This is a genomic window from Flavobacterium aestuarii, from assembly GCF_040049115.1.
In the GTDB taxonomy this organism is placed as follows: domain Bacteria; phylum Bacteroidota; class Bacteroidia; order Flavobacteriales; family Flavobacteriaceae; genus Flavobacterium; species Flavobacterium aestuarii.
Genome location: NZ_JBDLZZ010000002.1, coordinates 321,827 through 347,916, shown reverse-complemented (window position 1 = coordinate 347,916; position 26,090 = coordinate 321,827). Strand labels below are relative to the sequence as shown.

The 26,090-nt window shown below is 35.4% G+C and carries 23 protein-coding genes; 12 read left to right on the top strand and 11 right to left on the bottom strand.

What is annotated here, in order from left to right; genetic code table 11:
- Nucleotides 1-2: 2 nt before the first annotated feature.
- The 12 genes from arsB to ABEG11_RS03435 all read left to right on the top strand — a co-directional run bounded on the left by arsB (nucleotide 3) and on the right by ABEG11_RS03435 (nucleotide 9,880).
- Nucleotides 3-1,070, top strand: coding sequence for an ACR3 family arsenite efflux transporter (gene arsB / locus ABEG11_RS03490; RefSeq protein ID WP_348822806.1), 1,068 nt, complete (start codon nucleotides 3-5; stop codon nucleotides 1,068-1,070).
- 375 nt (nucleotides 1,071-1,445) lie between these two features.
- Complete coding sequence (locus ABEG11_RS03485) at nucleotides 1,446-2,483, top strand: glycoside hydrolase family 130 protein (protein WP_348822805.1); 1,038 nt, start codon at nucleotides 1,446-1,448, stop codon at nucleotides 2,481-2,483.
- A 33-nt stretch (nucleotides 2,484-2,516) separates the two neighbouring features.
- Nucleotides 2,517-4,913: a glycosyltransferase gene (locus tag ABEG11_RS03480; RefSeq protein ID WP_348822804.1), complete on the top strand. Its 2,397-nt coding sequence runs from the start codon at nucleotides 2,517-2,519 to the stop codon at nucleotides 4,911-4,913.
- A 230-nt stretch (nucleotides 4,914-5,143) separates the two neighbouring features.
- Nucleotides 5,144-5,617 carry a Dps family protein gene (locus ABEG11_RS03475; protein ID WP_348822803.1) on the top strand — a complete coding sequence of 158 codons (474 nt, stop codon included), beginning with the start codon at nucleotides 5,144-5,146 and terminating at the stop codon, nucleotides 5,615-5,617.
- Nucleotides 5,618-5,850: 233 nt separating this feature from the next.
- Nucleotides 5,851-6,609 carry an MlaE family ABC transporter permease gene (locus ABEG11_RS03470; protein ID WP_348822802.1) on the top strand — a complete coding sequence of 253 codons (759 nt, stop codon included), beginning with the start codon at nucleotides 5,851-5,853 and terminating at the stop codon, nucleotides 6,607-6,609.
- Between the two features lie 4 nt (nucleotides 6,610-6,613).
- Nucleotides 6,614-7,348 carry an ABC transporter ATP-binding protein gene (locus ABEG11_RS03465; RefSeq protein WP_348822801.1) on the top strand — a complete coding sequence of 245 codons (735 nt, stop codon included), beginning with the start codon at nucleotides 6,614-6,616 and terminating at the stop codon, nucleotides 7,346-7,348.
- Nucleotides 7,349-7,365: 17 nt separating this feature from the next.
- Nucleotides 7,366-8,124 carry an MlaD family protein gene (locus tag ABEG11_RS03460; RefSeq protein ID WP_348822800.1) on the top strand — a complete coding sequence of 253 codons (759 nt, stop codon included), beginning with the start codon at nucleotides 7,366-7,368 and terminating at the stop codon, nucleotides 8,122-8,124.
- Nucleotides 8,125-8,256: 132 nt separating this feature from the next.
- Nucleotides 8,257-8,442, top strand: a complete 186-nt coding sequence (locus tag ABEG11_RS03455; RefSeq protein WP_348822799.1) for a hypothetical protein — start codon at nucleotides 8,257-8,259, stop codon at nucleotides 8,440-8,442.
- A gap of 35 nt (nucleotides 8,443-8,477) precedes the next feature.
- Complete coding sequence (locus ABEG11_RS03450) at nucleotides 8,478-8,942, top strand: sll1863 family stress response protein (protein ID WP_348822798.1); 465 nt, start codon at nucleotides 8,478-8,480, stop codon at nucleotides 8,940-8,942.
- A gap of 17 nt (nucleotides 8,943-8,959) precedes the next feature.
- On the top strand, nucleotides 8,960-9,112 hold the full coding sequence (locus ABEG11_RS03445) for a lmo0937 family membrane protein (protein WP_348822797.1): 153 nt from the start codon (nucleotides 8,960-8,962) through the stop codon (nucleotides 9,110-9,112).
- 21 nt (nucleotides 9,113-9,133) lie between these two features.
- Nucleotides 9,134-9,367: a YtxH domain-containing protein gene (locus ABEG11_RS03440; protein WP_348822796.1), complete on the top strand. Its 234-nt coding sequence runs from the start codon at nucleotides 9,134-9,136 to the stop codon at nucleotides 9,365-9,367.
- Between the two features lie 195 nt (nucleotides 9,368-9,562).
- Entirely contained in the window at nucleotides 9,563-9,880 is a 318-nt protein-coding gene (locus ABEG11_RS03435; protein ID WP_348822795.1) for a hypothetical protein, read from the top strand.
- 103 nt (nucleotides 9,881-9,983) lie between these two features.
- On the opposite strand, the gene ABEG11_RS03430 is transcribed toward ABEG11_RS03435, so the two are convergent.
- From ABEG11_RS03430 to ABEG11_RS03380, 11 genes are all read right to left on the bottom strand, one after another.
- Nucleotides 9,984-10,289 carry a hypothetical protein gene (locus ABEG11_RS03430; protein ID WP_348822794.1) on the bottom strand — a complete coding sequence of 102 codons (306 nt, stop codon included), beginning with the start codon at nucleotides 10,287-10,289 and terminating at the stop codon, nucleotides 9,984-9,986.
- 271 nt (nucleotides 10,290-10,560) lie between these two features.
- Nucleotides 10,561-11,391 carry a leucine-rich repeat domain-containing protein gene (locus ABEG11_RS03425; protein WP_348822793.1) on the bottom strand — a complete coding sequence of 277 codons (831 nt, stop codon included), beginning with the start codon at nucleotides 11,389-11,391 and terminating at the stop codon, nucleotides 10,561-10,563.
- Between the two features lie 282 nt (nucleotides 11,392-11,673).
- Nucleotides 11,674-15,444, bottom strand: coding sequence for an nSTAND3 domain-containing NTPase (locus ABEG11_RS03420; RefSeq protein ID WP_348822792.1), 3,771 nt, complete (start codon nucleotides 15,442-15,444; stop codon nucleotides 11,674-11,676).
- A gap of 146 nt (nucleotides 15,445-15,590) precedes the next feature.
- On the bottom strand, nucleotides 15,591-16,853 hold the full coding sequence (locus ABEG11_RS03415; protein WP_348822791.1) for a YeiH family protein: 1,263 nt from the start codon (nucleotides 16,851-16,853) through the stop codon (nucleotides 15,591-15,593).
- 31 nt (nucleotides 16,854-16,884) lie between these two features.
- On the bottom strand, nucleotides 16,885-17,964 hold the full coding sequence (locus ABEG11_RS03410) for a formylglycine-generating enzyme family protein (protein ID WP_348822790.1): 1,080 nt from the start codon (nucleotides 17,962-17,964) through the stop codon (nucleotides 16,885-16,887).
- A gap of 489 nt (nucleotides 17,965-18,453) precedes the next feature.
- Nucleotides 18,454-19,176 carry a rhodanese-like domain-containing protein gene (locus ABEG11_RS03405; RefSeq protein WP_348822789.1) on the bottom strand — a complete coding sequence of 241 codons (723 nt, stop codon included), beginning with the start codon at nucleotides 19,174-19,176 and terminating at the stop codon, nucleotides 18,454-18,456.
- The gene (locus tag ABEG11_RS03400; protein WP_348822788.1) at nucleotides 19,157-20,215 is read right to left on the bottom strand and encodes a sterol desaturase family protein; all 1,059 of its coding nucleotides are present in this window, start codon (nucleotides 20,213-20,215) and stop codon (nucleotides 19,157-19,159) included. The genes ABEG11_RS03405 and ABEG11_RS03400 overlap by 20 nt, the downstream gene beginning before the upstream one ends.
- A 213-nt stretch (nucleotides 20,216-20,428) precedes the next feature.
- A complete protein-coding gene (locus tag ABEG11_RS03395) occupies nucleotides 20,429-22,336 on the bottom strand; it encodes an arylsulfatase (protein ID WP_348822787.1) in 1,908 nt (635 codons plus the stop codon).
- 135 nt (nucleotides 22,337-22,471) lie between these two features.
- The gene (locus ABEG11_RS03390) at nucleotides 22,472-22,594 is read right to left on the bottom strand and encodes a hypothetical protein (protein ID WP_348822786.1); all 123 of its coding nucleotides are present in this window, start codon (nucleotides 22,592-22,594) and stop codon (nucleotides 22,472-22,474) included.
- 78 nt (nucleotides 22,595-22,672) lie between these two features.
- Nucleotides 22,673-24,580 carry an arylsulfatase gene (locus tag ABEG11_RS03385; RefSeq protein ID WP_348822785.1) on the bottom strand — a complete coding sequence of 636 codons (1,908 nt, stop codon included), beginning with the start codon at nucleotides 24,578-24,580 and terminating at the stop codon, nucleotides 22,673-22,675.
- Between the two features lie 29 nt (nucleotides 24,581-24,609).
- Nucleotides 24,610-26,082 carry a RagB/SusD family nutrient uptake outer membrane protein gene (locus ABEG11_RS03380; protein ID WP_348822784.1) on the bottom strand — a complete coding sequence of 491 codons (1,473 nt, stop codon included), beginning with the start codon at nucleotides 26,080-26,082 and terminating at the stop codon, nucleotides 24,610-24,612.
- Between the last annotated feature and the right edge of the window lie 8 nt (nucleotides 26,083-26,090).

Here is a 26,090-nt window from a genome sequence, read left to right as displayed (position 1 = left end):
GTATGTCAGCAGATAATTGTACTCCAGCATTGGAAAGAAAAAAATTAGGATTTCTAGATCGTTTTTTAACGCTATGGATATTCCTTGCAATGGCAATAGGAGTTTCTATTGGTTATTTCGTTCCGTCAAGCGGTGGTTTCATCAATTCATTTTCGAGCGGAACAACCAATATTCCTTTGGCAATTGGATTAATCCTGATGATGTATCCGCCATTGGCAAAAGTAAAATATGAAAAGATGGGAGAAGTTTTCAAGAACACCAAAATCCTCGGTACTTCGTTATTTTTAAATTGGATAATTGGTCCCATCTTAATGTTTGCACTAGCCTTGCTGTTCCTAAACGGTTATCCCGAATATATGATTGGAGTAATCCTGATTGGTTTAGCCCGATGCATCGCAATGGTGGTGGTCTGGAATGATTTGGCAGAAGGAAATCGAGAGTACGGAGCTGGATTAATCGCTTTGAACAGTATTTTTCAGGTTTTATTTTACAGTATTTATGCTTATGTATTCATTACAATACTCCCGCCCTATTTTGGCTATAAAGGCTTTGAAGTAAATATCAGCATAGGGCAGATTGCCGAAAGTGTTGGCATTTATTTGGGTATCCCTTTTGCAATGGGCATTATCAGCAGATATGCGTTAATCAGATTAAAAGGCGAAGAATGGTTTCAAAACAGATATGTTCCCGTAATTTCACCAATAACACTGATTGCCTTACTTTTTACCATACTGATAATGTTTAGCCTTAAAGGCGAACTTATTGTACAAATTCCAATGGATGTCATAAGAATAGCAATCCCATTGGTTATTTATTTTATAATAATGTTTGTGGCCAGTTTTTTTGCAGGAAAATATTTTGGTGCCGATTATTCAAAATCAACGGCAATAGCATTTACCGCTACAGGCAATAATTTCGAATTAGCGATTGCGGTTTCCATAGGTGTTTTTGGCATCAACAGCGGTCAGGCATTTGCAGGCGTAATTGGTCCTTTGGTCGAAGTTCCTGCGTTAATAGCATTGGTAAATCTAGCCTTCTGGTTTAAGAAAAAATATTACAGCCAGAATTAAAACAAGATAGACTCCGGAGGAAAAAACATTATCAGAAGATAATGAATGACGCGGAGAATGATAAAATACTTCAATGATTTTAAAACCTCTGCTATTATGGAGGTTTTTTTATGCAAATTAATCACTTATACATTGTTAATTAATTAAATATTAACCATTTATACATCAATCATACTGTTTTTATTTGTAACTTGAAGAACATTTTTTGAAATAAACCGCCAATTGTATCCCCAATTATAATGAGCAAATTTCTTTTATTAAAATACACAAAGTGTGAATGTTATAACTTTTTGCAAAAGTAATATAAGAGCTACGACTTGATAAAAAATGATCTTTATAATTCCTTAATAGAGATTAAAATCAGGAAGTGAAATTATGATAGAAGTGCAAAAACATGGAGTAATTCTTCAGCAGACAAAACTGGATTTTGAAAACGAGGGAGTCCTCAATCCAGCTGCTGTCAGAGAAGGAGATTTTGTACATCTGTTTTACAGAGCTGTAAGCAGAGGAAATTATTCCAGCATTGGATATTGCAGATTAATAGGGCCTTTAGAAATAGAAGAGCGCATGAAAACGCCTCTGATTTCGCCTGAATTTGATTACGAACGAAACGGAATTGAAGATCCCAGAATAGTAAAAATCGAAGATTTATATTATTTGACATATACAGCTTATGATGGTGTAAATGCCCTGGGAGCCTTAGCGGTTTCGGAGGACTTAATTAATTTTAAAAAACAAGGAATTATAGTTCCTCAAATTGAATATGAAGAATTTGATGCCTTAGCAGATACCAATAATGAATTGGACGAAAAATATTATCGTTACAACCAGCACAATAATATTATCGAAAAAGAGGGGATAAAAATAATGCTATGGGATAAGGATATTATATTTTTTCCAAGAAAAATAAATGGAAAGTTTTGTTTTCTGCATCGCATCAAGCCCGAAATACAATTAGTATCTGGTGTTGAATCTCTGGAGGAGCTCACTGAAGAATTCTGGAATAATTATTTAAGCAATTTCAAGGACAATATATTATTTACACCACACTATGATCATGAAATAAGCTATGTGGGAGGCGGCTGCCCGCCAATAGAAACTGAACTAGGCTGGCTTATCCTATATCATGGAGTACAAGTTTCTATAAATGGCTATGTCTATTCAGCTTGTGTAGCTTTGTTTGATATTGAAAATCCGATGAAAGAAATTGCCCGGCTGCCATACCCGTTATTTAAGCCCGAGGAAAGCTGGGAATTGAAAGGCGACGTAAACAATGTATGCTTCCCGACTGGCGCCGTAGTTTTTGATGACATTTTATATGTCTACTATGGTGCTGCAGATGAGAGAATTGGCTGCGCATCAATGAACTTGCCTCTATTACTGCAGGAAATACTATTATATAAAAATAATTGAACACTTATACACCAATAGAAAACTTATACACCAATGAAAAACATTCACCTATACACCACGACAAAAAAAGATCTCATTCTGGGCTCAAACAATTTAGCAGATTTTCAAAAAAAAGAAAGCCATTTGCCCGAAATCTTATTTATTACCACTTTTCCACCGAGAGAATGTGGTATTGCAACTTATTCTCAAGATTTGATTATGGCATTGAACAAGCAATTTAAAAAATCTTTTGATATAAAAATTGCCGCTTTGGAACTGCAAAATGAAAAGCACACGTATGCAGAAGACCTATATGCCATTTTAGAAACCGACAATCAAAATTCATACGCCGATCTGGCCAAAAAAATCAACAGGGACAAAACCATCGAAATCGTTCTGATTCAGCATGAATTTGGTTTATTTAGAGGAAATGAAGAAGATTTTATTTCTTTTTTAAAAGCTGTCAGCAAACCCATAATTCTGGTTTGCCACACTGTACTGCCACGTCCAGACGAAAAATTAAGACAGCATGTTCTTGACATTGATCCCTTAGTGGATGCCTTCATTGTGATGACTAATAATTCTGCCCGATTACTGGAAAGTGACTATAACGTTGCTCAGGAAAAAATTACAGTTATCCCTCATGGAACGCACTTAGTAGAGCATGCGGACAAAGAAGAACTTAAAGAAAAGTATAATATTCCAGGCCGAAAAATTATTTCAACTTTTGGACTTTTAGGTCCTGGAAAATGCATAGAAACCTCATTGGACGCTTTGCAAAGCATTGTAAAAGAGGAGCCAGATGTATTATTTTTAATTATCGGAAAAACACATCCAAGTATTGTAAAACATGAAGGCGAAAAATATAGAGATTTCCTGAAAGAAAAAATCAGCCAGCTGCAATTACAAAATAACGTGCAGTTTGTAGATAAATATCTTCCATTAAATGCTCTGCTGGAATATCTGCAGCTGACCGATATTTATCTTTTTACATCCAAAGACAGAAATCAGGCTGTAAGCGGGACTTTCTCCTATGCGATAAGCTGTGGCTGTCCTATTATTTCGACTCCAATTCCGCATGCGATGGAGGTCTTGAAAAACGGTACAGGAATTATTGTAGATTTTGAAAACCCTGAGCAATTAGCCGAAAATGTAATTAATTTATTGGGAGATGAACAATTACGAAAAAATATAGCTTCCAAAGGTATTCATAAACTGGCTCCAACGGTTTGGGAGAATGCCGCTCTTGCCCATGCTATGCTTTTCAAAAAAACAGCTGCAAAAAAAATGCATCTGCATTATAGAATTCCAAAAATCAATCTTAATCATTTCAAAAAAATGACGACTTCATTTGGGATGATCCAGTTTTCAAAAATCAATCAGCCAGATATAGACTCGGGCTACACTTTGGATGATAATGCCCGTGCCCTGGTGGCTATGTGCCAGCATTTTGAATTGACAAATGACACTGCCGATTTAGAATACATTCACAAATATTTCAATTTTATACGATTCTGCTTTCAGTCAGACGGCTATTTCCTAAATTATGTAGATGATGATATCAATTTCACAAAACAGAACAGCGAAAATCTTGCCGATGCCAATGGAAGAGCTATCTGGGCTTTGGGATATCTTATTTCTATCGGAGACCTTCTGCCCTCAGATTTATATGAAAAAGCGGTATTGACAATGCAGACAGCATTGATAAATATGAATAGAATACACTCTACCCGAGCCATGGCTTTTATTATAAAAGGAATCTATTACAGTAATCTGAAAAATAATACGGCTCAAAACAGCAGCATGATAAAGCACTTTGCCGACAAGCTGGCACAGATGTACAAACATGAATCCAAAGAAAACTGGCTATGGTTTGAAAGCTATCTTACATATGCCAACAGCATTCTGCCCGAAGCCATGCTATGTGCTTATCTAGCCACAGGAGATGAAAGCTATAAAACGATTGCAAAAAAATCATTTGACTTTTTATTATCTAAAATTTATAAAAACAACCATACCATAAAAGTCATTTCCAATAAAGGATGGCTCATCAATGGACAGGAACCCGATCAAGAGCCTATAGGAGGCGAACAGCCTATTGATGTAGCTTATACCATACTGGCACTTAGTAAATTTTATACGGTTTTCGGGGAAAAAGATTATCTGCATAAAATGGAGATTGGCTTCAGCTGGTTTTTAGGAAATAATCATCTGAACCAGATAATATACAATCCGTGTACCGGAGGCTGCTATGATGGCCTAGAGGAAGATTATATCAATTTAAATCAAGGAGCAGAATCTACTGTGAGCTATCTGATGGCAAGGCTTACCGTCGAAAAATATCTTATCCGTAAAATACAGAAAAATAAAGAGATTGCTATTATGCCTAAAGCAAGCAAAATGAAGCCAGGATTCAAAATCCATAACAGCATTTCTTACATAAGAGCATAATAACTAGAAATTATATAACTTATTCTGAAAATTATATAAGCAATTAACAATCTGTTTTATAGAAATTTACTTTATAGAAATTAATAAGAATAATGGGGGTTATTGACATTTAATTTCAAAAAATAATCAATGTTGTTTAGTCAAGAGAAGAAGCAACTCACCTGAAAATATTTTTTTGGTCCTAACAAATAGCATTGATATTTTTTTTTAAACTATTGCAAAAACAAAGTATGATACCAAAAATTGGAATTACCGAAGATAATTTAAAAAAAGCAAACAGCCTGCTTTCAGTTGTATTATCCGATGAAATGACATTGTACGTAAAAACCAGAAAATTTCACTGGAACGTTTCAGGGGAAAGTTTCATGGAACTGCATAAATTATTTGAAGAGCAATACACTGAACTGGAAGAAATCATTGATTTAGTTGCCGAACGGATCGGCAAATTGGGTGGCAAAACAATCGGCACTATGGATGAGTTTACAAAACTGTCCAGAGTTAAGGAGAACCCAAATAAATATCCTGATCAAAAAACCATGCTTTCGGAATTGCTGGCGGATCACGAAACGGTCATCAGCGAATTGCGAAAAGACATCGATTTGTCTGCCGATGAAAATCACGATGCCGGCACAGCCGATTTATTGACAGGAATACTGCAGCAGCACGAAACAATTGCCTGGGTAATCAGGAGATATTTAGCATAGTTTTTTAGTAAAAAGTGGTTAGTTTTTGGTCTGAAAATGGCTGTCTTAGCGGACAGCCATTTTTTATTATGATGATTTATGAAGCCTTGAAAATTAAGGTGTGAATAATGAAAATTATAATAAAAGTTATATAAAGCATCTGATTTTCAATACATTTAAATTTACAATTGATTTAAAACGTAAGTAATTAAAGTAACAATTTTAATCTATTTGAAATATAAAACTCTACTATTTTGACTACCTGCCTAAAAAATATTTTTGAGGAAACAGGCACTATTTCGCTGTTTATCTTCAGGTTCTTTAAAGAACTTTTCAAACCCGTTTTCCAGTTCAGGGAATTTGCCCGGCAGTGCTATGCTGTGGGGTATAAAACACTGCCATTAATCACCATCACTGGATTTATAATGGGTTTGGTGCTTACCATACAGTCGAGGCCCACATTGCAGAGTTTTGGCGCCGAATCCTGGCTGCCCAGCATGGTCTCTTTATCGTTAATCCGAGAGATTGCTCCCGTAATTACGGCTTTGATCTGTGCTGGAAAAATAGCTTCAGGGATTGGAGCCGAGCTGGGTTCCATGAAAGTGACCGAGCAGATAGATGCCATGGAAGTTTCGGCTATCAACCCTTATAAATATTTAGTGGTCACTAGAATTCTGGCAACAACATGCATGATTCCAATTTTAGTATTTTATGCAGATTTTATTGGGATACTGGGAGGTTATATCGGGTATAATATTCACGGCAACATCAGCCTCTACCTTTACTTTTCCGAAATGGTCGAAAGTGTAGAATATCTCGACATTTTTCCTGCCACTGTCAAAACATTTTTCTTCGGATTTTTTATAGGAGCAATAGGATGCTATAAAGGCTTTAACGCTTCCAACGGTACGGCCAGTGTGGGCGTAGCCGCTAATGAAGCAGTTGTACTGGCCTCTCTTTCTATATTTATTATTGATATGCTGGCTGTTCAAATAACTGATTTATTTTTCTGAAACTATGGAAGCAAAACCCATTATAGCCATCAAGGATTTACACAAATCATTTGGAGAAAACACTATTTTAAAGGGGATTAACCTCAACTTAAATAAAGGCGAAGATCTAGTGATTCTTGGCCGGTCCGGTTCGGGAAAATCAGTAACTATCAAATGTATCGTTGGTCTGGTCAAAGCAGATAAAGGGAGCATACAAATTGCCGGCAAGGAAATCACCCAATTAGAATATGACGAGCTTAATGACCTCAGAGTAAAAATTGGTTTTATGTTTCAAAATGGTGCGCTGTATGATTCTATGTCGGTTAGGCAGAATTTAAAATTTACTCTGAAGCATCATACCCGAAATTTATCTGAAGAAGCCATCGAAAAAGAAATTATGGAAGCACTGGAAAGCGTTGGACTCAAGGAGTCTATAGATAAAATGCCAGCCGAATTATCCGGTGGCATGCAAAAAAGGATAGCATTGGCCAGAGCCCTGATTATCAAGCCTGAAATTATTTTGTATGATGAACCCACATCGGGCTTAGACACAATAACGTCAAGAGAAATCAGCGAATTAATACTTGATGTACAAAAAAAATACAAAACAAGCTCTATTATCATTACACATGATATGGCTTGTGCAAGAATTACCGGAAATAGAATTTTAATTCTGAAAGAAGGAGAAATTATAGCCGAAGGAACCTATGAAGAACTGGAAAAAAGCGAAGACGAATGGGTGCGTTCCTTTTTTATTTAACAATAAAAACTTGAGTCATGAATAAAGATGCCGAATCAAATTGGAAATTAGGAATGTTTGTAATGGGAGGATTATTACTTTTTATCCTGATCATTTATTTTGTTGGAAAACAGCAAAACCTCTTTGGCTCTAATTTTGAGCTGAAATCAAAATTCAAAACAGTAAGCGGTTTAAAAATCGGGAACAATGTCCGGTTCTCGGGTATAAATGTTGGTACGGTCAGCGAAATTGTATTGGAAAATGACACTACAGTGGTAGTAGTATTGACTATAGAAGAAGAAGTCCAGAAATATATAAAGGCAGATGCCCGTGCCAGCATCGGTTCTGATGGATTAGTGGGCGACAAAGTGCTGACCATTTCCCCCGGAACTTCTTCACATGAAATCATTAAGAACAATGCCTATATCAAATCTACAAATCCAATAGAAATGGATCAACTGATGAAAAGCGTCAAAGCCAGCGTGGATTATGCCGAGATTATTACAGGCCAGCTGGCTCAGTTTACCTACAAAATGAATAATGGAAAAGGCACACTGTCTAAACTGATGAATGATAAGGAATTTGCCAAAAAACTGGATGCCACTATGACCAATCTTCAATCAGGCACAAAAGGATTAAGTGAAAACATGGAGGCTGCAAAACATAACTTTTTATTAAAAGGGTATTTCAACAAAAAAGAAAAGGAAGAGAAAAAAAAGAAAGAGGAACTTCAAAAGAAAGAAGAAAAAAAAGAAGAGGAATTGAAGAAAAAGGAAGATTCCATCAAGAAAAAATAACGCAGCTGACTCTCCTGCAATAACATATATGGAAATCATATAATTTATGCAAAAAATCATGTAAGACTTTTTTTCTAAAAGGAATACATCTTTGTAATGCATTACAACTATAAACACTTAAAAAATAATTTTATGGCAAATCTGATACTTACAGCAAAACGAAATGAAACTATCATGAAAAAACACGACCAGAACACTGTTTTAAATAGTGCTGTTAAGTATCGTGAAAACACATTAGATTACAATAAAATAAGAAATCAAGTGGAACAGAATTATTATCATAAATCGCACGGCTGTTCTGTAAAAACACAAGAATAGTTTAGCTGCATATTACCAACTAAAACTTATCGAAAATGAAAAAAACAAACCTTATCCTCGCAACGGCAATGTTTAGTGCATGTACCCTATTTATAAATTGCAGGCCTTCGACCAAAGAAGAAACTGCAGCTCAGGAAAACGTTCAAGAAGCTGAAGAAGATGTCCAGGAAGCTAAAGAAGAATTATCAGAAGCTAAACATCAGGCAAATGCAGAAGAATGGCAAAACTTCAAAGATGACATGAATGCGGCCATTGAACAAAATGACGCCAGAATTGCTGCATTAAAGCAAAAGATAAAAAATTCTGGAAAAGCTGCCGATGCTGCATATGATAAAAAAATAGATGAATTGAAAGAGAAAAACGAGCAGCTCAAAATTAAAATAGATTCATACAAAAATGATGCAGACTCCGACTGGCAATCCTTTAAGCGCGAATTTAACCATGATATGGACGAACTGGGGAATGCTTTAAAAGACATAACCGTAAACAATAAAAATTAATCTAAAAAATAGAAATCATGAGCAATTTACTTTATACCATAGCAGTTATTTTAGTTATTTTCTGGGCAATTGGCTTTTTTGCCTACAGTGCTGGATCTATTATTCACATACTTCTTGTTATAGCAGTTGTCGCTGTTTTATTGAGACTTATTCAAGGAAGAAACGTTTAATCTTAAAAAACAGAACAAATTATGAGTACAGGTAAATTTGCATTAGGAATCCTGGGCGGTATTGCCGCAGGAGCATTACTTGGTGTTTTATTTGCTCCTGAAGAAGGCAAAAAAACAAGAAAAAAAATAGCCGAAAAAGGAAATGATCTGGCAGGCGAAATAAAAGCAAAGTTTGATAATCTGTATAAAAACATAACCAATCATCAAGATGAGCTTTTACAAGATGCCAAAAATTTATCGGCCAAAAGAAAGTAAGGAAATATTTTATAATAAAACAAACAACGGATAAGACAGGATTTTTTTAAAATTTCCTGTCTTTTTTTATGCAGATTACAGTTTAATTTAACATGAAAATTATATAAGCAGTATTTGGAATGGTGTAACCCATTAGTCTGATAATTTTAAAATATTTGCAGTAGGAATAATTAAAATAATTTAACAAAAAACAATATGAAAAAAATACATTTTTATTTAATGATGATGGTATTGTCGTTAAGTATTTTGCCCGCTACAGCTGCTGCCTCCGAAAACAGCTCTATTGAAGTTACACCTGCAGCCAAGGAAATGCCAATAGAGGTAAAAAATATGCTCAATCGTCTTGAGGAAATTAAAAAAATGGACAAATCCAAAATGAGCCGTGCCGAAAAGAAAGAACTCCGTAAAGAAGTTAAAGAAATCAAAGCAAATTTAAAAGCCTCAAATCAGGGAATCTATCTATCAATAGGAGCCATCATCATTATAATATTGCTGCTGATCCTGCTTTTATAGAAAAACACCAGGCATATAAAAAAGTAAAAAAGCTTCAGAGAAAAAATCTGAAGCTTTTTTATGCCGTATAAACGCTTTTAAACAATATACCTTCGAAAAAAAATTATGCCATAAACAACGCAAATTTATTATAGTTGTATAAAACCAGATCATAAGGAACTAATTTTGGCGCTACCTTCTCTGATGAAGCATCAAAAATAATATTGTTGTGCTTTCTAAACAGATAAACCTCTTTGAGGCAATTAGACAGGCTTTGATGAATCATGCTTGTAAAAATTGGCAATGGCTTATCTCCAGCCAATAAATCAATCTGGTAATTGGAACTGCTTTTAGATAAATTGTTTCCAATGATTCTTATAGTAAATGTTGTTGGAATGCCGTTCTGCTCTCCTTGATACTGTACTAACATAACTTTATAATATTAAATGTTTTAAACGAAATTTTATTCTATCAACATCTATATCTGTTGAATTCTTACTAAAATTATAAAAAAAAAAGAAACTGATATAATAATAGGCCATAAATTATCATATTTATAACATTGTACATTATATAAGTTTACAAAATTTTAACCACTGACATTTTTTACTTAAAACGAAAAACCCTGTAAGTATGAATTTACAGGGATTTCTAACTAATGTAATAAAACAAACAACTTTTTTGTGCTTTGCCGTTACTGGCTACCCCTTAATTACTGGCAAAGAGACTACATTTCCTGCTTCATTGCGCATAGTCATATTCAGTTTATCCAGCAGTGATAATTTATTGGACACTAAGCCTGAAAATAAATTATAGGAAATATTCATTTTTTTAAGATGGGTCAATTTTTCCAATTCTAATGGCACTGACCCTTTAAAATCATTATCAAAAAGATTTAAGTTTTCCAACGACACCAGATTCCCAACAGCTGGACTTAATTTTCCAGTAAATCTATTGCTGTATAAAGAAAGTGATTTTAAGGATTTTAACTCATATATAGACACTGGCAATGCCCCCTGAAAAGAGTTTTCATACAATGATAAAATTTCTAAAGCGGCCAGTTTGCCAATGTGCTGAGGCAATTCGCCAGATAGAATATTTCTATCAAGCACCAAGACCTGCAGATTGGAAAGTGCACAGATCGAAACAGGAATATAGCCTGTTAATTTATTGAATGAAAGATCTAATACCTCCAAAGCTTTAAGGTTGCCAATGTTCAGTGGAATTTCGCCATTCAATAAGTTAGTGCTCAAATTTAATTCCTGCAAATTGAGTAAAGTCGTGATTTCGACAGGAATGCGCCCAGTTAAATTATTATTTTTCAGATTTATTGAAACCACTTTATCATCAACCACTTTTACTCCATACCATTTTTCCATTGGCAAGGTAAGATCCCATTTATTAGTCCATCTGGCTCCATTGGTAGCCTGGTTTAATTTTATCAAGACTTCCTTTTCAGCCTTAGAAATAGCCGCAAAAGCAGAAAACGAAAAAAATACAGTAAAAATTAGTAGCGTAATTCTATTATTCATTTACAATGTTTGAGATTTGACTGCTTCAAAAATAATTAAAAACTTCGCTAACAAACAAAAAAAACCGATAAATTAACACAATAAAAATATTTCCATCAATATATCTTACAAAAAAAAGTGCAACTCTTCAAAATGAAGTGCTGCACTTACAAAAAAAAAATCAAGTAAAATAAACTAACCAGGTTTAAACTTTGAGCATGAAGTTTCCGCTTCCTAACAATAGATAATTCTAATATAAAAACATTGTAACCTTCGCTATTTTCTATATTGGGTTTGTTTTTTTTACATATACCCTTCGAAATCTCTTTTCTGTTCAACTTCAATATCCTTTTTCAACCATACAATTTTTTGTTCCAAATACTTTATATGATTTGCGTAGTTAAGAATATTAGGTAAAGCTTTTACCATTAAAGAAATCTCACCGCAAAAATCAATTTCTTTCTGAATATACGGTACCCGACTACCAGTTGTGACTCCTGTTGTTTCTAACCATATATACTTGAAAATTTCTAAATCTTTATTTAAAAGCAAAAAATGTTTCAAATAACTGATAAATCTGTGGTGAAATCTATATAATGCAATGCTCATAATCATCATGATTCTTTGTCGATCTTTAAAGTAAACATCAATGAAACCAGTAATATAGGAATGAGCTTTTTCTAGGATCTCATCATTATTTTTATCAAACTTAAATAGAATTGCTGACGGATGTTCAAAACTAGAAAAAGGAGGTGCTTTTGCTATGATAATATCTAAAGCTTTATCAATTATTTCTTTATAGTCTGGTAAATACCAAATGCACTCAAGTTTAAAATGTTCAAATCGAAATGATAAATAATCCATATCAACAACTTTCTGTTCCAAATATTCAATAAAAAAATTACTATCTAAATTTAAAACTGCTTCAAATTCTTTTCCATCATAATCAAAATGTGGATCAATCTTTTTTAAGCTTATAAAAGCTTGTTTAAGTAAATAAATGTGGTTAAAAAAATAAACAGCACAATCTCTGCAGAAATGATGTCCCAAACTGTATCGGTGTGTTATTGGTTTATTCAATATAATTTCAGTTAAGTAAGAAATTATATTGTGTTTTTTGATACCACTTTCGGTACTAGATATTTTATAACTATTGAATTCAGACTCAAACTTTAAATAATCAGTTAATTTATGAATGTATATCTGATTATTGCTTTTAAAAGTTTCAATTAAAAGTTTCAAAAACTTAGTACTTACCTGATTATCTGGAAGGCATTCTAACAATGTAATAATGCATGACGATTTGTCTCTAAAATTTGTTTTAATAATTAATTGCAATAATTCTTCACCACTTAAGATATTATTATTTATTATAAAGTATATAATCCGTGGTTGAAATTGGAAGGAAAACTCATTGTTAAAAGTAAGTATTAGTGCTTTAATTATTTCGTTTTTTCCTTTATTAGCGATTCCAATAAAGATTTCTGAAATTCCTCCTTCAATTTCCCAAAGATCTCTTCCTTGTTGTTGAAGAAATAATGAATTTATAAAATAAAGCAAGGACTTGATTTCATTCGATGTTTTAGATTTAATATAATCCTGTATTTTTTGACGCTTTTCTTGTTCTCTTTCTTGCCAAGATTTTCCATTTCTATCTTCAAGAAAATCTGTTTTTAAAAGTTTTGAGAGATTAATAATATCCGAATTAATGAATTGATTCCAATTATCTGGAATTGGATTTCCTAATGAAGAAATTTTCTTTGCTAATCGACTTACAAATTTGCAATGTGAATATTGGTCAGAAGAGAGTTTTTGTGAAATGATTTTTTCATAAATTGACAATTCATCAATATATATTTGTTCATCAATTTTCCCACCAGGATAAACAATTTTATTTAATATTTTTTCCGACTGCTCTTTATCTTGTTCAAATAGATTATATTGACCATCAAATATTTTTGCTCTCAATTCCAGTAATTGTGGAGAATGGTATAAATCAAAATTTAAAATACTAATCGAAATACCTTTTGATCCAAATTCTGTAAAATGCCAACCTAACAGAGTTTCTCCAATGTTTAAAAATGTTCCATTTGCAATTTCTTTATGTAAGGGAGAACGATTTTCAGTTGACATTATTTCTAATAGAATGTTCTGTCTTTGGTAGCCATTATGTAAGTCTTCAACTTTATAACTGAAATGATCATGAATAAATTTAAGGAATTCAGGTAGTCTCTTCGGTTGTTTTGCTACCAATTCGATAGATAACTCAATTGCTGGTTTCAAAAGTTCATTTGGATGATTCCAAAAGTTAATCAACAAATCAAAATATTTGGAAGCTTTTGTATGATCATTGTGTTCATATGAAAATTTAAGTTCATCAGATACGTTTTCTACTGGTAATTCGTCAATCCACTTTTTTAAGTAAATTAAAGTATCGTAACCTTTATAAAACCAAAACAATGTATAAAAAGAATATAGTTTTTCGTTAGTTTCTTCAGTTGAAATAATATTTTCCAAATGTGGTATTACAAGATTTTTAATATCATTATAGCCAAAAGTATTATTCACATCTACCAAAGTGCTTTTAATTTTTGACGGATATTTTTCAATAAAAGCAGATATCCAATCTGAATATATTATACTTGCGGTATCATTGTCAATAAAGCATTTGTAAAAAGCATATGTAGCAAGCACCTGATCCGAAACTTTTACAATCTCATCAGAATACACGTCTAAAATTTCATGTCGATGTAATTCAAGAATAGTAACCCATAATTCATCCCAATCAATATTGAAATTACTTTTTAGTATTGTTTTTAGTTCTTCATTATTTCTGTCTAATGCTCCAAAAAAGGAAACGATTGCAAGTGTTTTAAATATAATTGGTCTTGTAAATGCTTCAATTTCATCTGCTACTTTTTCAAAATACTTTTCATAAAGCAATACCGGACTATCCAAATAATTAGTTTCAGAATCCGGAGTAACTGAATATGTCGCCATTAATGCTACTCTTGCATTACCTTTCGACAATTCAACTATTTTTTTTCTAATGTCATAATGATGATGAAGATTAGGCAAAACTTTGAGAATAATTTTTTCAATATCTTCATCTTTTAATTTTTCGATTACAACTTCTTTATATTTGAAATTTTTTAATTCTTGATAAACTTGATGTTTCACATAATCTCTTACGGTAATTACTACTTTGATTTTGTTTGTTTTAGGTTTCTGAATGAAATCTAATAAATAAAGTAGGTTTTGTATTGATTTATTAGCATCATCAAAAAGAATAATATAATCCTTTCCGTTTTGAAACAAATGAACAAAGTCGTTCCAAAGTGGTACTGCAGAACTTTGAATTACTATTGGAATATAATCTTCTCTCGAATCTTCTAATATTTTTACAGCCAATTTTGATTTCCCAACTCCCGCAGAACCTGATAGAAGTAAAATATCGATATTTTTAAGATGATCTAAAGATTGTTTAAGTTCATCTTCTCGTGCAATAAAATCGTTGATCAACGAAGGCTGTAATCCTTTAGTTGTTTTAGTTAAAAAGTCTGGAAGATTATATATCTCACCTTTGATAATTTCAACACCCAAATATTGCTCAGATAAACCTGGGAAATCATAAATATGTAATGGTAGATTTTGAATATCAAAAACTTCTAATTCTGTATCTGGATTATGGCTTTTAACTCTCTTTTTTAATTCACTAAATTCATCAGTATCAATCTTGCTGGTAAATGCTAATATTACCTTTTCAACATCCTCTTTTTTTATACTAGTTTTATCTTTATCAAAACAATGATCAATATCTTTTTTTAATTTATCTATGAATGTTTTTGAACCATCAAGTTTATCTTTTGTTGTGCATTCAACAAAAACATATTTACTACCTTTTACAAAGAAAGAATCCGGCGCTCCCTTACTTGTTTTTTCTTTTGCAACTACAGATCCAGGTGCTCCAATAAATGTATTGCCTTGTATATGCAGTAGATGATTTATTAGGTCTTGAAATCTTGCGTCATTTATAGCTGATAATGCTACTTCAATTTGTTTAATGAAATTCATAAATGTTTTCAATTTTATCTATCCAAAGGTAATTATAATAAATTCTCTAACATTCTTACAGCCTTCAAAGGCTAAAAAAATCGTTAAAACATAATGGAAAACAAAAAAGGGCAAGACCGCCAGCCTTTTCTCTAAATCGTTCACTTTTATTTACCAAATAATAAAAAAGCAATCAGGAGCGTGATTATAATATTGAACAGCTGGGCTGTCAAAAAAGCGTACAAAGGTTTTTTGCTGCTGTTGCTGAACAAATCTTTGAAGTTAGTTTCCAATCCAATACTGGTGAAAGCCAGCGCAAACCAAAGTCCCTGAAGATTCTTCAGACTGTCTTTTACCGTATCTCTGGTTTCGGGTGAAATTAGAAAAGAAAAAACCAGAGAAGCTGCAATAAAACCTAACACAAACTTTGGAAAACGTTCCCAGATAATCCCTAAAGTCGGTTTTGCCACAACAGCATCCAATGATTTGTTCTGCGTATACGTCCAATACACAGATATTGCAAAAGCGGCTAATCCCAGTAATACATTCTGCGAAAATTTAACAATTGTGCTAATCTTCAAAGCGGTTTCTCCAACCAATGTCCCCGAAGCCACAACAGCTCCCGAAGTATCGATACTGCCGCCGAGCCAGGCTCCGGTAACTTCTTCTGCAAAATTGAAGTGCTTGGCAATAATCGGCATAAAAATCATCATTGGAATGGCTGTTACCAATACCATCGAAATGACATATGACAGTTTCTTCGAATCTCCTTTTATTGCTCCAGATGTTGCAATCGCTGCCGAAACACCGCAGATAGAAACGGCACTGGAAATCATTAATGCTAATTCTTCATCTACCTTTAACTTTTTACATACCCAAAAAGCAAAATACCAAACGGATAAAACAACAACTAAAGCCTGAATGAGTCCTAAAGAACCTGCCTTCAATATATCTGAAAATATGACGCTGGTTCCTAATAATACCAAGCCGATTTTTACAAAAATTTCGGTTGAAAGTGCTGTACGGAACCACTCTGGAAGCTTGAAAAAATTACCTATTGACAGCCCGATAATCAGACTAAAAATAACTGCTTCTAAATTGAGCCCCTTGATTACAGAATTCCCCGCTATAATCAAGGCGGCTACTGTCAGCACAAACACTATCGGAAAACCCAGTAAAAATTTCCTAACCGATTTTCCAACCAAAAAGATTCCTGTTACACCTATCCCTAAAAGGTAAACAAACTCTAAAAAAAGTTCTTTTATATTCGTACCGCTAAATACATCATTCTGCAGATCAGCTCCGTTTGACCATTTGAATACAGGAACCGAAGGCAGGTAAATAAAAAGCGAGATTCCGATTATCAAGAAGCCTAAGACTACTGCTGCCCAATCTTCATGAATAGTAAATTGTTTTGTTTTTAATGCCATATCAAATTATTGTTTTCCGCATTCGTTTTAATTATTTATCCTTCACACAGCGAAATCCTAAGTGATTACAGGCGCTTGTCGTTTCTCCTTTTCCGCGGCTTCCCGCCACATATCGGATACAGTATTGATCGCTGCATAAATAAGAACCGCCTCTTTGAACATGTTTTTCTACACCCGGCTCTTCGGGATCATGACTGGTCAAAGGTCCGGTTGGGTTATTATTTCCACTGCTTTTATAATAATCATCACGGTATAAATCACTGCACCATTCCCATACATTCCCTTCCAGATCATAAATCCCATATGGATTTTTCGGGAACGATTTTACTGGTGCTGCCCCTGCAAAACCATCTTCAACTGTATTATTATTCGGAAAAGATCCCTGAAAAATATTCGCAGCCCATTTTCCATTCGGTTTAAGCTCCGTTCCCCAATAATATTTTGCAGAAGGTCTTCCAGCTCTTGCGGCAAACTCCCATTCGGCTTCGGTTGGAAGTCTTTTCCCAGCCCATTCGGCATAAGCCTTAGCATCAAGATAACTGATTTGAACAACTGGATTATTTTCAAGCCCAACGATACTGCTCTCCGGTCCTGAAGGATGCTGCCAGCTGGCTCCCGGCACATACTGCCACCATTGCTGTATATTATCCAAAGCCACCTTTCCCGTTGGAGGCACAAATACTGCCGAACCCGGCACTAAATTTTCAAGCGGAACACCTGGGTAATCCTTTGGATCTAATGGTCTTTCTGCAATTGTTACATAGTTAGTTGCCTTAACAAAAGCTGCAAACTGTGCATTTGTCACTTCATGCTCATCAATCCAATATCCTTTTACACTTACTTTATGAACAGGTTTTGCATCTGGATAATCATTGGTTCCCATGCTGAATTCGCCACCTTCGACCCAGACCATTCCTCCGGCCGAAGCTGTATTCTCTTGTGAAGTTTTATTAATGGATTGCAGCAGCAATGCTTTTTTGGAAGTATTTGCCTTGCACATAGCCTGACAGTCAGTTGCTGAAACAACGGCTAACGATTTATTTACTTGTCCATAAGCTGAAAAACCTGCAAAACTAATTACTGCAATTACACTATATATTTTTTTATACATGATAAGAAAAATCAAAAATCTGGAATGTATTCTATTAAAATTCAATGAATCAACAACAAAACAATACATAAGGCAAGGAATACCAAATGCCAACAAACCTTGCCTTTCTCCTGAGAGATGTATTGAACTGCCATTTTTTTTTGGAATCAGCATAATTTAAATTCTACTTATTCCATAGAACAAAGATATATTAAAAACATGAACTTCCAAATTTTAAATTATTTTTTATGACGATCCTTACTTAATATCAAACAGAATCAAATTAGCCACAGATCAAAAAGATTTCTACAGATTTTAAAAAAAACAGTAAGAAAATCTGTGAGAATCAATATAATCAGTGACAAAAGAACATAGTAATATTTGCGGATAGTCATATTTATTTTTGCACAAAAATTAAAATAAATTTATAAACAACTAAATATCAGATATTTAAATAAAAAATAACTAAATAGCAATTCTTAAATATTCTGAATGCCATACTAAGCTTTTTTAATGAGCCAAAGCGGCATCAACATCTTTTTTCAAATCACCTAAGCCATCTTTCTTGAAAATTATTTTGCTGTTTTGGTATAAAATCAATGTTGGAAAAACCTTTACCGTTTTTAAATCGGCTATAATCTGAGGGTTATCTTCCAGATCAATTTCTACAATCTTCAAATTAGTCCCATTTTCAGCCCTTATGGATTCTAAAACTGGTTTTACTTTTTTGCAGGCACCACAATATCTAGAACCAATATCTACTAAAACAGCATTGTTTTCTGCAATAATTTTTTTGTACTCTGCCAATGTCAATTTACTTTTTGAATTAGTATAAAAAGGTTTTCCAGATCCAATCCATGCAGCGATTCCGCCTTCAAGATCATGCACTTCCGAGAAACCGTTTTTTAATAATTCTTTTGCCAATTGACCGCTTCTTCCTGCACCAATAGAATATATAAACACTGGTTTTGATTTATCCAGAGCCACTATATATTTCTGATAATTACCTGTTTCCAAATTAAAATTTATCGCCCCATCGATATGATTGAGTGCAAACTCTTCGGGACCACGGGCATCAATTAGCTGCGGATTTTTCTGCTCCCTAATTTTTGAAGAAAACGAATCAATTCTCAGGGTGAATTCATTTTTATTCTGGGAAAAACCAACAGCTGCAACTAAAAATGCAACTGCCGTAATACTTTTTCTGGCTAATTTAAGATTGAACTGACTCATATACATTTTGCTTTACGGTTACACTATTTTTATTTTGAGAAATTGGTTTGGCTAAAACTCCATCAGCTAAAGGGCTTCCTTCAATTTTGGATTTGAATATCGGCCAAAGGAACTGTGCGTACCACTCTTCACTTTTGTATGTTTTGGTTCCGTAGGATTCAGGGAATTTACGGGTAATCAAACCTGTTCCGAAAATAACATCCCAAATGAAAAACATATTTCCGAAGTTGCCTTTGAAATGACCTACTCCGTCACCGCTAGTATCTGCGTGATGCGCGTGATGTGTAGCCGGAGTAGAAATCAGGCGTTCCAAAACCCATGCAATTGGATGCAGTACTTTGTATTTGTAAAATGGTTTGTCCCAGGCAATGCTGGAATGTGCGGCTAAAGTGATGGTGCTTTTGATAACCAGAACAAATAAAGCCGGTATTCCCAAACCTAAATAAGTCAGCGTTGCAGTCAGATAAATTTGAGAGAAAAACACGGTGTACAGGAAGTTTTGTCTGGAAGCCATCGCCATTCCCATGTACGGAGCGGAATGGTGGGTTCTGTGAAAACGCCATAAAAATGGTACCTGATGGTGCAGACGGTGATACCAATATTGTGTCAAATCATCGGCAATTGCAATTAAGAAAAAACCTCCCCAAAACGGCACCCATGAAAGTGAATTGGCTAAACCTGGTATTAAATACGGTAAAGCAGTCAAACTAAAATAAGCCGTAACCGGAGGCAGCAGTAATTTTGGCGCTAAAAAGCAAATGATGTCTATTTTGCGCTCACGTCCTGTCCAGTGCTCATCGTATAAACCTGCAGCAAATTCTACTATTCCCAAAACAATTGCGAATACAATGAATCCCCAGCTTCTGATGTTGGTAAAAGCGGGCTGTAAAAATTCCAGATAAGAGGGTAATGTAAGATGCGAGTCTGCCACAATACCATTATTGAGTTTAAAATAAAGGTAGATTGCCAATACCGGCAGACTATAAATGAAAAGACTGATACCCAGATCTCTTTTTAGTTTTGTTGTATCTAATGCCATGATTTCTTATTTTAAAATGTGATTTACTACTATTAAACCTCCGGCCAGAATAACCAGCGGTACTAAAAACACGATTATCCCAACGACAATCTTTTTTCCTATGATTTCAAAATCTACTAGTTTCATAACTTTTTAAGTAATTAATAATCAACACTTAGTAATGAGTAAAAAGCCAATCACTCTTCACAAATTACTAAGTGCTAATCCTATTTATTAATGAGCGCCACCGCCTTTGGTTGCCTGCTTAATCAATTCCTGGAGGTTTTGATTTTTATCTCCTGTGGTGTTATGGATTTTTCTTCCCAGCACATCACTCCAGTCAATTAACGGATACAGGTTGTTTTCTTTAGCCTGCTCATCGAACAGTTTTTTAAGTTCGGCTAATTTTTCAGGATGCTTTTTAGCCAGATCATTACGCTCGTTAAAATCTTCGTTCAGGTTGTATAGTTCCCAGACATCAGCATCAAAATTGGCTGGCTGTGGTTTTCCTCCGGCATTTGGTGAAGTAAAAGGATTGGCATGTGCCGCCGCCGCTTTCCATCCGTCTTTGTAGATCGCTCTGTTTCCGAAGATGTAGTAGTATTGTACTTTGTGTAATGATTCGGCTTTGGCATCATTCAAAGAAGTGTAAAATGAAGAACCCTGAATTTTGTCCTGCTTAATTTCACGGATTGCTTCAGGTGCTTTGATTCCGGTAATTTCCAATGTAGTAGGAAGAATATCCGTTACGTGGCTGTATTGGTTTCTGATGCCGCCTTTTTCTTTGATTCCCTTTGGATAATGAACAATCAAAGGATTACGGGTTCCTCCTTCAGACTGTGCATCCTGTTTCCAGTTTTTGAAAGGTACATTGGTTGCCTGAGCCCATCCTAATGGATAATTGGTATTCAGACCTTTTGCTGTTCCAATTTCGCCAATGTTGTTTAAATTGGACTGAAGATTCTGCTCATCCGTTACTCCCTGAGAGAAAAGACTTTGGCTGATTGTACCTACCTGAGTTCCTTCTTTACTTGCTCCGTTATCTCCAATGGCAACAAAAATTACAGTGTTATCGAATTGATTGGTTTCTTTCAAATAGTTTACTACCCTTCCAATTTCGTAATCGGTATACGTCAAAAATCCTGCATATACTTCCATGAATCTGGCGTATACTTTCTTTTGATCCGGAGTCAATTTTTTCCACTCCGAAATAATGGCATTGCGTTCTGGCAATACTGCATTTGCAGGAATTACACCCAGTTTCTTTTGATTAGCCAATACTTTTTCACGGTACACATCCCAGCCTTCGTTAAATTTTCCTTCGTATGGTTTTACCCATTTTTCCTCCACCTGATGCGGTGCATGAACAGCTCCCGGTGCATAATACAAGAAGAATGGTTTTCCAGGAGCGGCTTTCTGCTGTGCTTTGATATAACCGATGGCTTTATCTGTAATCTGTTCGTTCAGATGGCGTCCATCTGGTTTTACGTGTGCCTGATCTTCTACTAAATCCGGGTTGTACTGATCGGTCTGAGATCCTAAGAAGCCAAAAAAGTGATCAAATCCTTTTCCGGTTGGCCATCTGTCGAATGGTCCTGCATCGGTAGCATCTTCGTCTGGCGTTACTCCGTATTTACCTACTGCAAATGTGTTGTACCCGTTTTCACGTAAAATCTCAGCAATTGTTCCTTTGTCTGAAGGAATTCTTCCGTCCCAGCCCGGGAAACCTGCTGATAAAATAGTATGTGAAAACCCGCTGACGTGAACCCTTCCTGAGTTTCTTCCTGTCAATAAAGCGGCACGGGTTGGGGCGCAAATCGCTGTAGTATGAAAGTTGGTGTAACGCAGTCCGTTATTGGCCAAAGCATCGAAAGTCGGCGTACTGATCAATCCTCCAAAAGAGCTGGAAGCACCGAATCCTACATCATCCAATAAAATCCAGACTACGTTAGGCGCACCAGCCGGAGTTTTTACCGGATCAGGCCAGTATTCTTTTGATTCGGCTAATGTTTTGCCAACAACTCCTTTATAGCTGGCATCTGGTTTATTTTGAGCCAGACCAAGCTGTGCAATAATCAAAGCTGTAAGCAAAAGTCCTTTTTGAGGCGTTTTCAGCTTTGCATTGAATTTAAAATTTTTCATGTTTTTGTTTTTTATAAATTATTAATGAACCCTCTCCTGGGCGAATATTTCGTTGACTCAATTAATTATTTAAATTCTATAGATTTAATATAATTTTAGACTAAAAAATTTTTAATGCTTTAATTAAAAAAAATGCTATCGGTACATTTTATCCTTTACTGGTTTTTCTACAGCTCTTTTCAGCAGGCGTATGATAGAAAAAATCACCATCAGGATGGATAACGGTATCAGATAAATAACTGTCCAGATTAATTTCATTTTCTTATAATTTAAAGTCTATTTTTTTTAAATTATTAACAGAGCTGCCAAATGCATTTCAACAGCTCTGAATAGTTTTTATTTATTGGCTTTGTACAGTAATTCTGCTGCAGACTGCCCTTCAGTAGCTTTGGACTGATGTATTTTTCTCTGATACACATCCGACCAGTCAATCAATGGATACAGGTTATTTTTCTTAGCCTGTTCGTCAAACAGCTTTTTCAGTTCCGCCAGTTTTTCTGGATATTTTTTCGCTAGATCTTTTCTTTCGTTGAAATCTTCATTGATGTTGTACAATTCCCAGACATCTTTATCGAAATCAGCATTCAACGAATTCGCTTTTGATTTATCGGCCAATGCTTCTTTCACTTCAATTGAATCCGGATGATGCGCAGCCCCTGCCTTCCATCCATCGCTGTAGATCGATCTTGCCCCAAAAATGTAATAATGCTGTACTTTATGGTCTGAAACAGCTTTGGCATCATTCAAAGAATTGTAAAAAGAATACCCCTGAATGGAATCCTGTTTAATCTCTCTGATCGTTTCAGGTGCTTTTACCCCAAGGATATCAAGGGTGGTCGGAAGAATATCAATCACATGGCTGTATTGGTTTCGGATGCCGCCTTTCTCCTTGATTCCTTTTGGATAATAAACAATTAACGGATTGTGTGTTCCTCCTTCGGTATTCGCGTCCTGCTTCCAGGATTTGAATGGAGTATTAGTCGCCTGTGCCCATCCCAAAGGATAGTTGGCATACGTCTGAGGCGTTCCAATTTCACCAATTTTGTTTAAATTATTCTGGAAAACCTGCTCTTCTGTTTCACCCACTTTATAAGTCTGTCTTTCAACAGCTCCCTGCAAAGTCCCTTCTTTGCTGGCTCCATTATCTCCAATCAAGACAAAAACAACTGTATTGTCCAGCTGATTGGTTTCTTTTAAATGATTGACTAATCTTCCGATTTCATAATCGGTATAGGTCAGATACCCGGCGTATACTTCCATGAATTTAGAGTATACCTTTTTTTGATCCGGTGTTAATTTTTTCCAGTCTGCAATCAATGAATTGCGTTCCGGCAAAACTGCATTTGCAGGAACAACTCCTAATTTCTTTTGGTTGGCCAATGTTTTTTCGCGGTAGGCATCCCAGCCTTCATCAAATTTTCCTTTATAGGCATCACTCCATTTGGCTTCTACCTGATGCGGCGCATGAACGGCTGCAGGGGAATAGTATAAAAAGAACGGTTTCCCAGGCGCTGCTTTCTGCTGTGCTTTAATATAACCGATGGCTTTATCGGTAATCTGCTCGCTTAAGTGTCTTCCGTCTGGCGTAACATGTGCCTGATCTTCTATCAGATCCGGTTTGTACTGATCGGTTGCTGAACCCAGAAATCCAAAGAAATGATCGAAACCTTTTCCTGTCGGCCATCTGTCGAAAGGTCCTGCATCGGTAGCATCTTCATCGGGAGTTACCCCATATTTTCCAACACCAAAAGTATTGTATCCTTTGTCGCGTAAAATCTCAGCAATAGTTCCGTTTTTGGAAGGAATTCTTCCATCCCAGCCTGGAAATCCTGCAGACATTATGGTATGTGAGAACCCGCCAACATGGACTTTATGAGAATTGCTTCCTGTCAGTAATGCAGCACGTGTCGGGGCGCAGATAGCAGTAGTGTGGAAATTGGTATATCTCAGTCCATTGCTGGCCAGACTCTCTAAAACTGGTGTATGTATCAAGCCTCCAAAAGCGCTGGAAGCTCCGTAACCCACATCATCCAGAATAATCCAGACTACATTGGGAGCGCCTTTGGGAGCTGTAACCAGTTCCGGCCAGTATTCTTTGGATTCGGCAAGGGTTTTACCAATAACTCCTTTAAAGCTGGCATCTGGCGCAGTTTGAGCGAAACCAAATTGAGCAACCAGCAAAGCGGTAATCAAAAACCCTTTTTGAGGGCTTTTGATAATTCTATTATATTTTACATCTTCCATTCTGTATTATTTTTTTGTATGATTAATTACTAATAACCAGGATTTTGTGGCAATCCAGCCGGATTAATATTACGTTCACTTTGAGGAATCGGATACAGATTATTGCGCTCTGAAACTGAGTTTTTGGCCGTCACTTTTTTAACCTCTGCAACCAAAGTTCCCCAGCGTACTAAATCAAACCATCTTTGTCCTTCCTGTACAAATTCTTTTTTGCGCTCTTCACGGATGGCTTGTCTTAGCTGTTCAGTAGTAAGACCTATTAAATCCACTGTTGCATCTGGAGCCGCAATTGGTTTTCCAAAGGCTCTTCTTCTCACCTGATTTACCAGTTCATGAGCTTCTAAAGTTGCGCCGTCTTTTTCATTAATAGCTTCTGCAAGAGACAATAAGATATCAGCATAGCGGATTAAAGGAAAATTAATCGCGACATTAGATGGAGTTGCTAAATTGGTCAGATCCAGATATTTGCTGAAAATTGGTTTCGGAAAAGTGTAGATCGTTCCTGTAGCAGGATTTAGTAACTGTTTTGTATAACTTACATCTCTTCGGGTATCACCTGCTGCATAAATATCATAAAACAAGGCTACATCCGAAATAATATCTGCCGGTTCTGTAGCGGTAAATCCTGTAAAAGATGTCGCCTGGAAAGTACTGCCGCTTGATCCGTTTCCTGCCTGATTTTTTTCAAACTGAACAGAAAAAATATGCTCTTTCCCATTCTTTTTTGCTTTGTTGAATATATCTCCAAAATTTTCAAAAAGTGCATATCCGTAACCGCCATTGATAACCTCTTTTGCTTTAAGAATTGCATTTGCCCAATCTTTTCTTGTCAGATAGACTTTGGTCAAAATAGCTTTTGCAGCTCCCGAAGTAGCTCGTCCAGCCTCATTTGCCGGATAAGCAGCAGGCAAGCTTTCTGCTGCCGTTAAGTCTGAAATAATCTGCGCATAAACCTCATCGACTGTGGCTCTATTTGATTTTAGGCTTTCAACATTAATCGAAGAAGGTTCATGCAAAACTATTGGAACTCCACCCCAAAGACGAACCGCCTGAAAGTACAGCAGTCCACGGATAAATTTTGCTTCATTTATCAATCGTGTTTTCAGGACATCGGAACCTGATACCTTTGGAATATTATCAATAGAAACATTCGCTCTATTTATTCCCGCATAAATCTGGCGCCAAGCTACCTGAACACGATCTGAAGTCGCATCATGTGTCAAACTGCTCAAAGCTCTTACCTGAGGATTCGTAGCCGAGACTCCTGCTGCAGCATAATCGGAAGCCATATCGGTAAGGAAATAAAGGTTTCTTCCAAATAAACTCTGCTCTCCAGGATCCAGACTCAAGGAAGCATATACTGCAGTTACGCTGGCAATAGCATCATCCTGAGTTACAAAAAAATTATCTTCGGTTGTAAAAGAGGCTGGTGTAACCTCTAAGTCGGTGCACGATACAAAGAGACCAGCACTTAATATGAATGTTATTATTATTTTTTTCATGATATTTA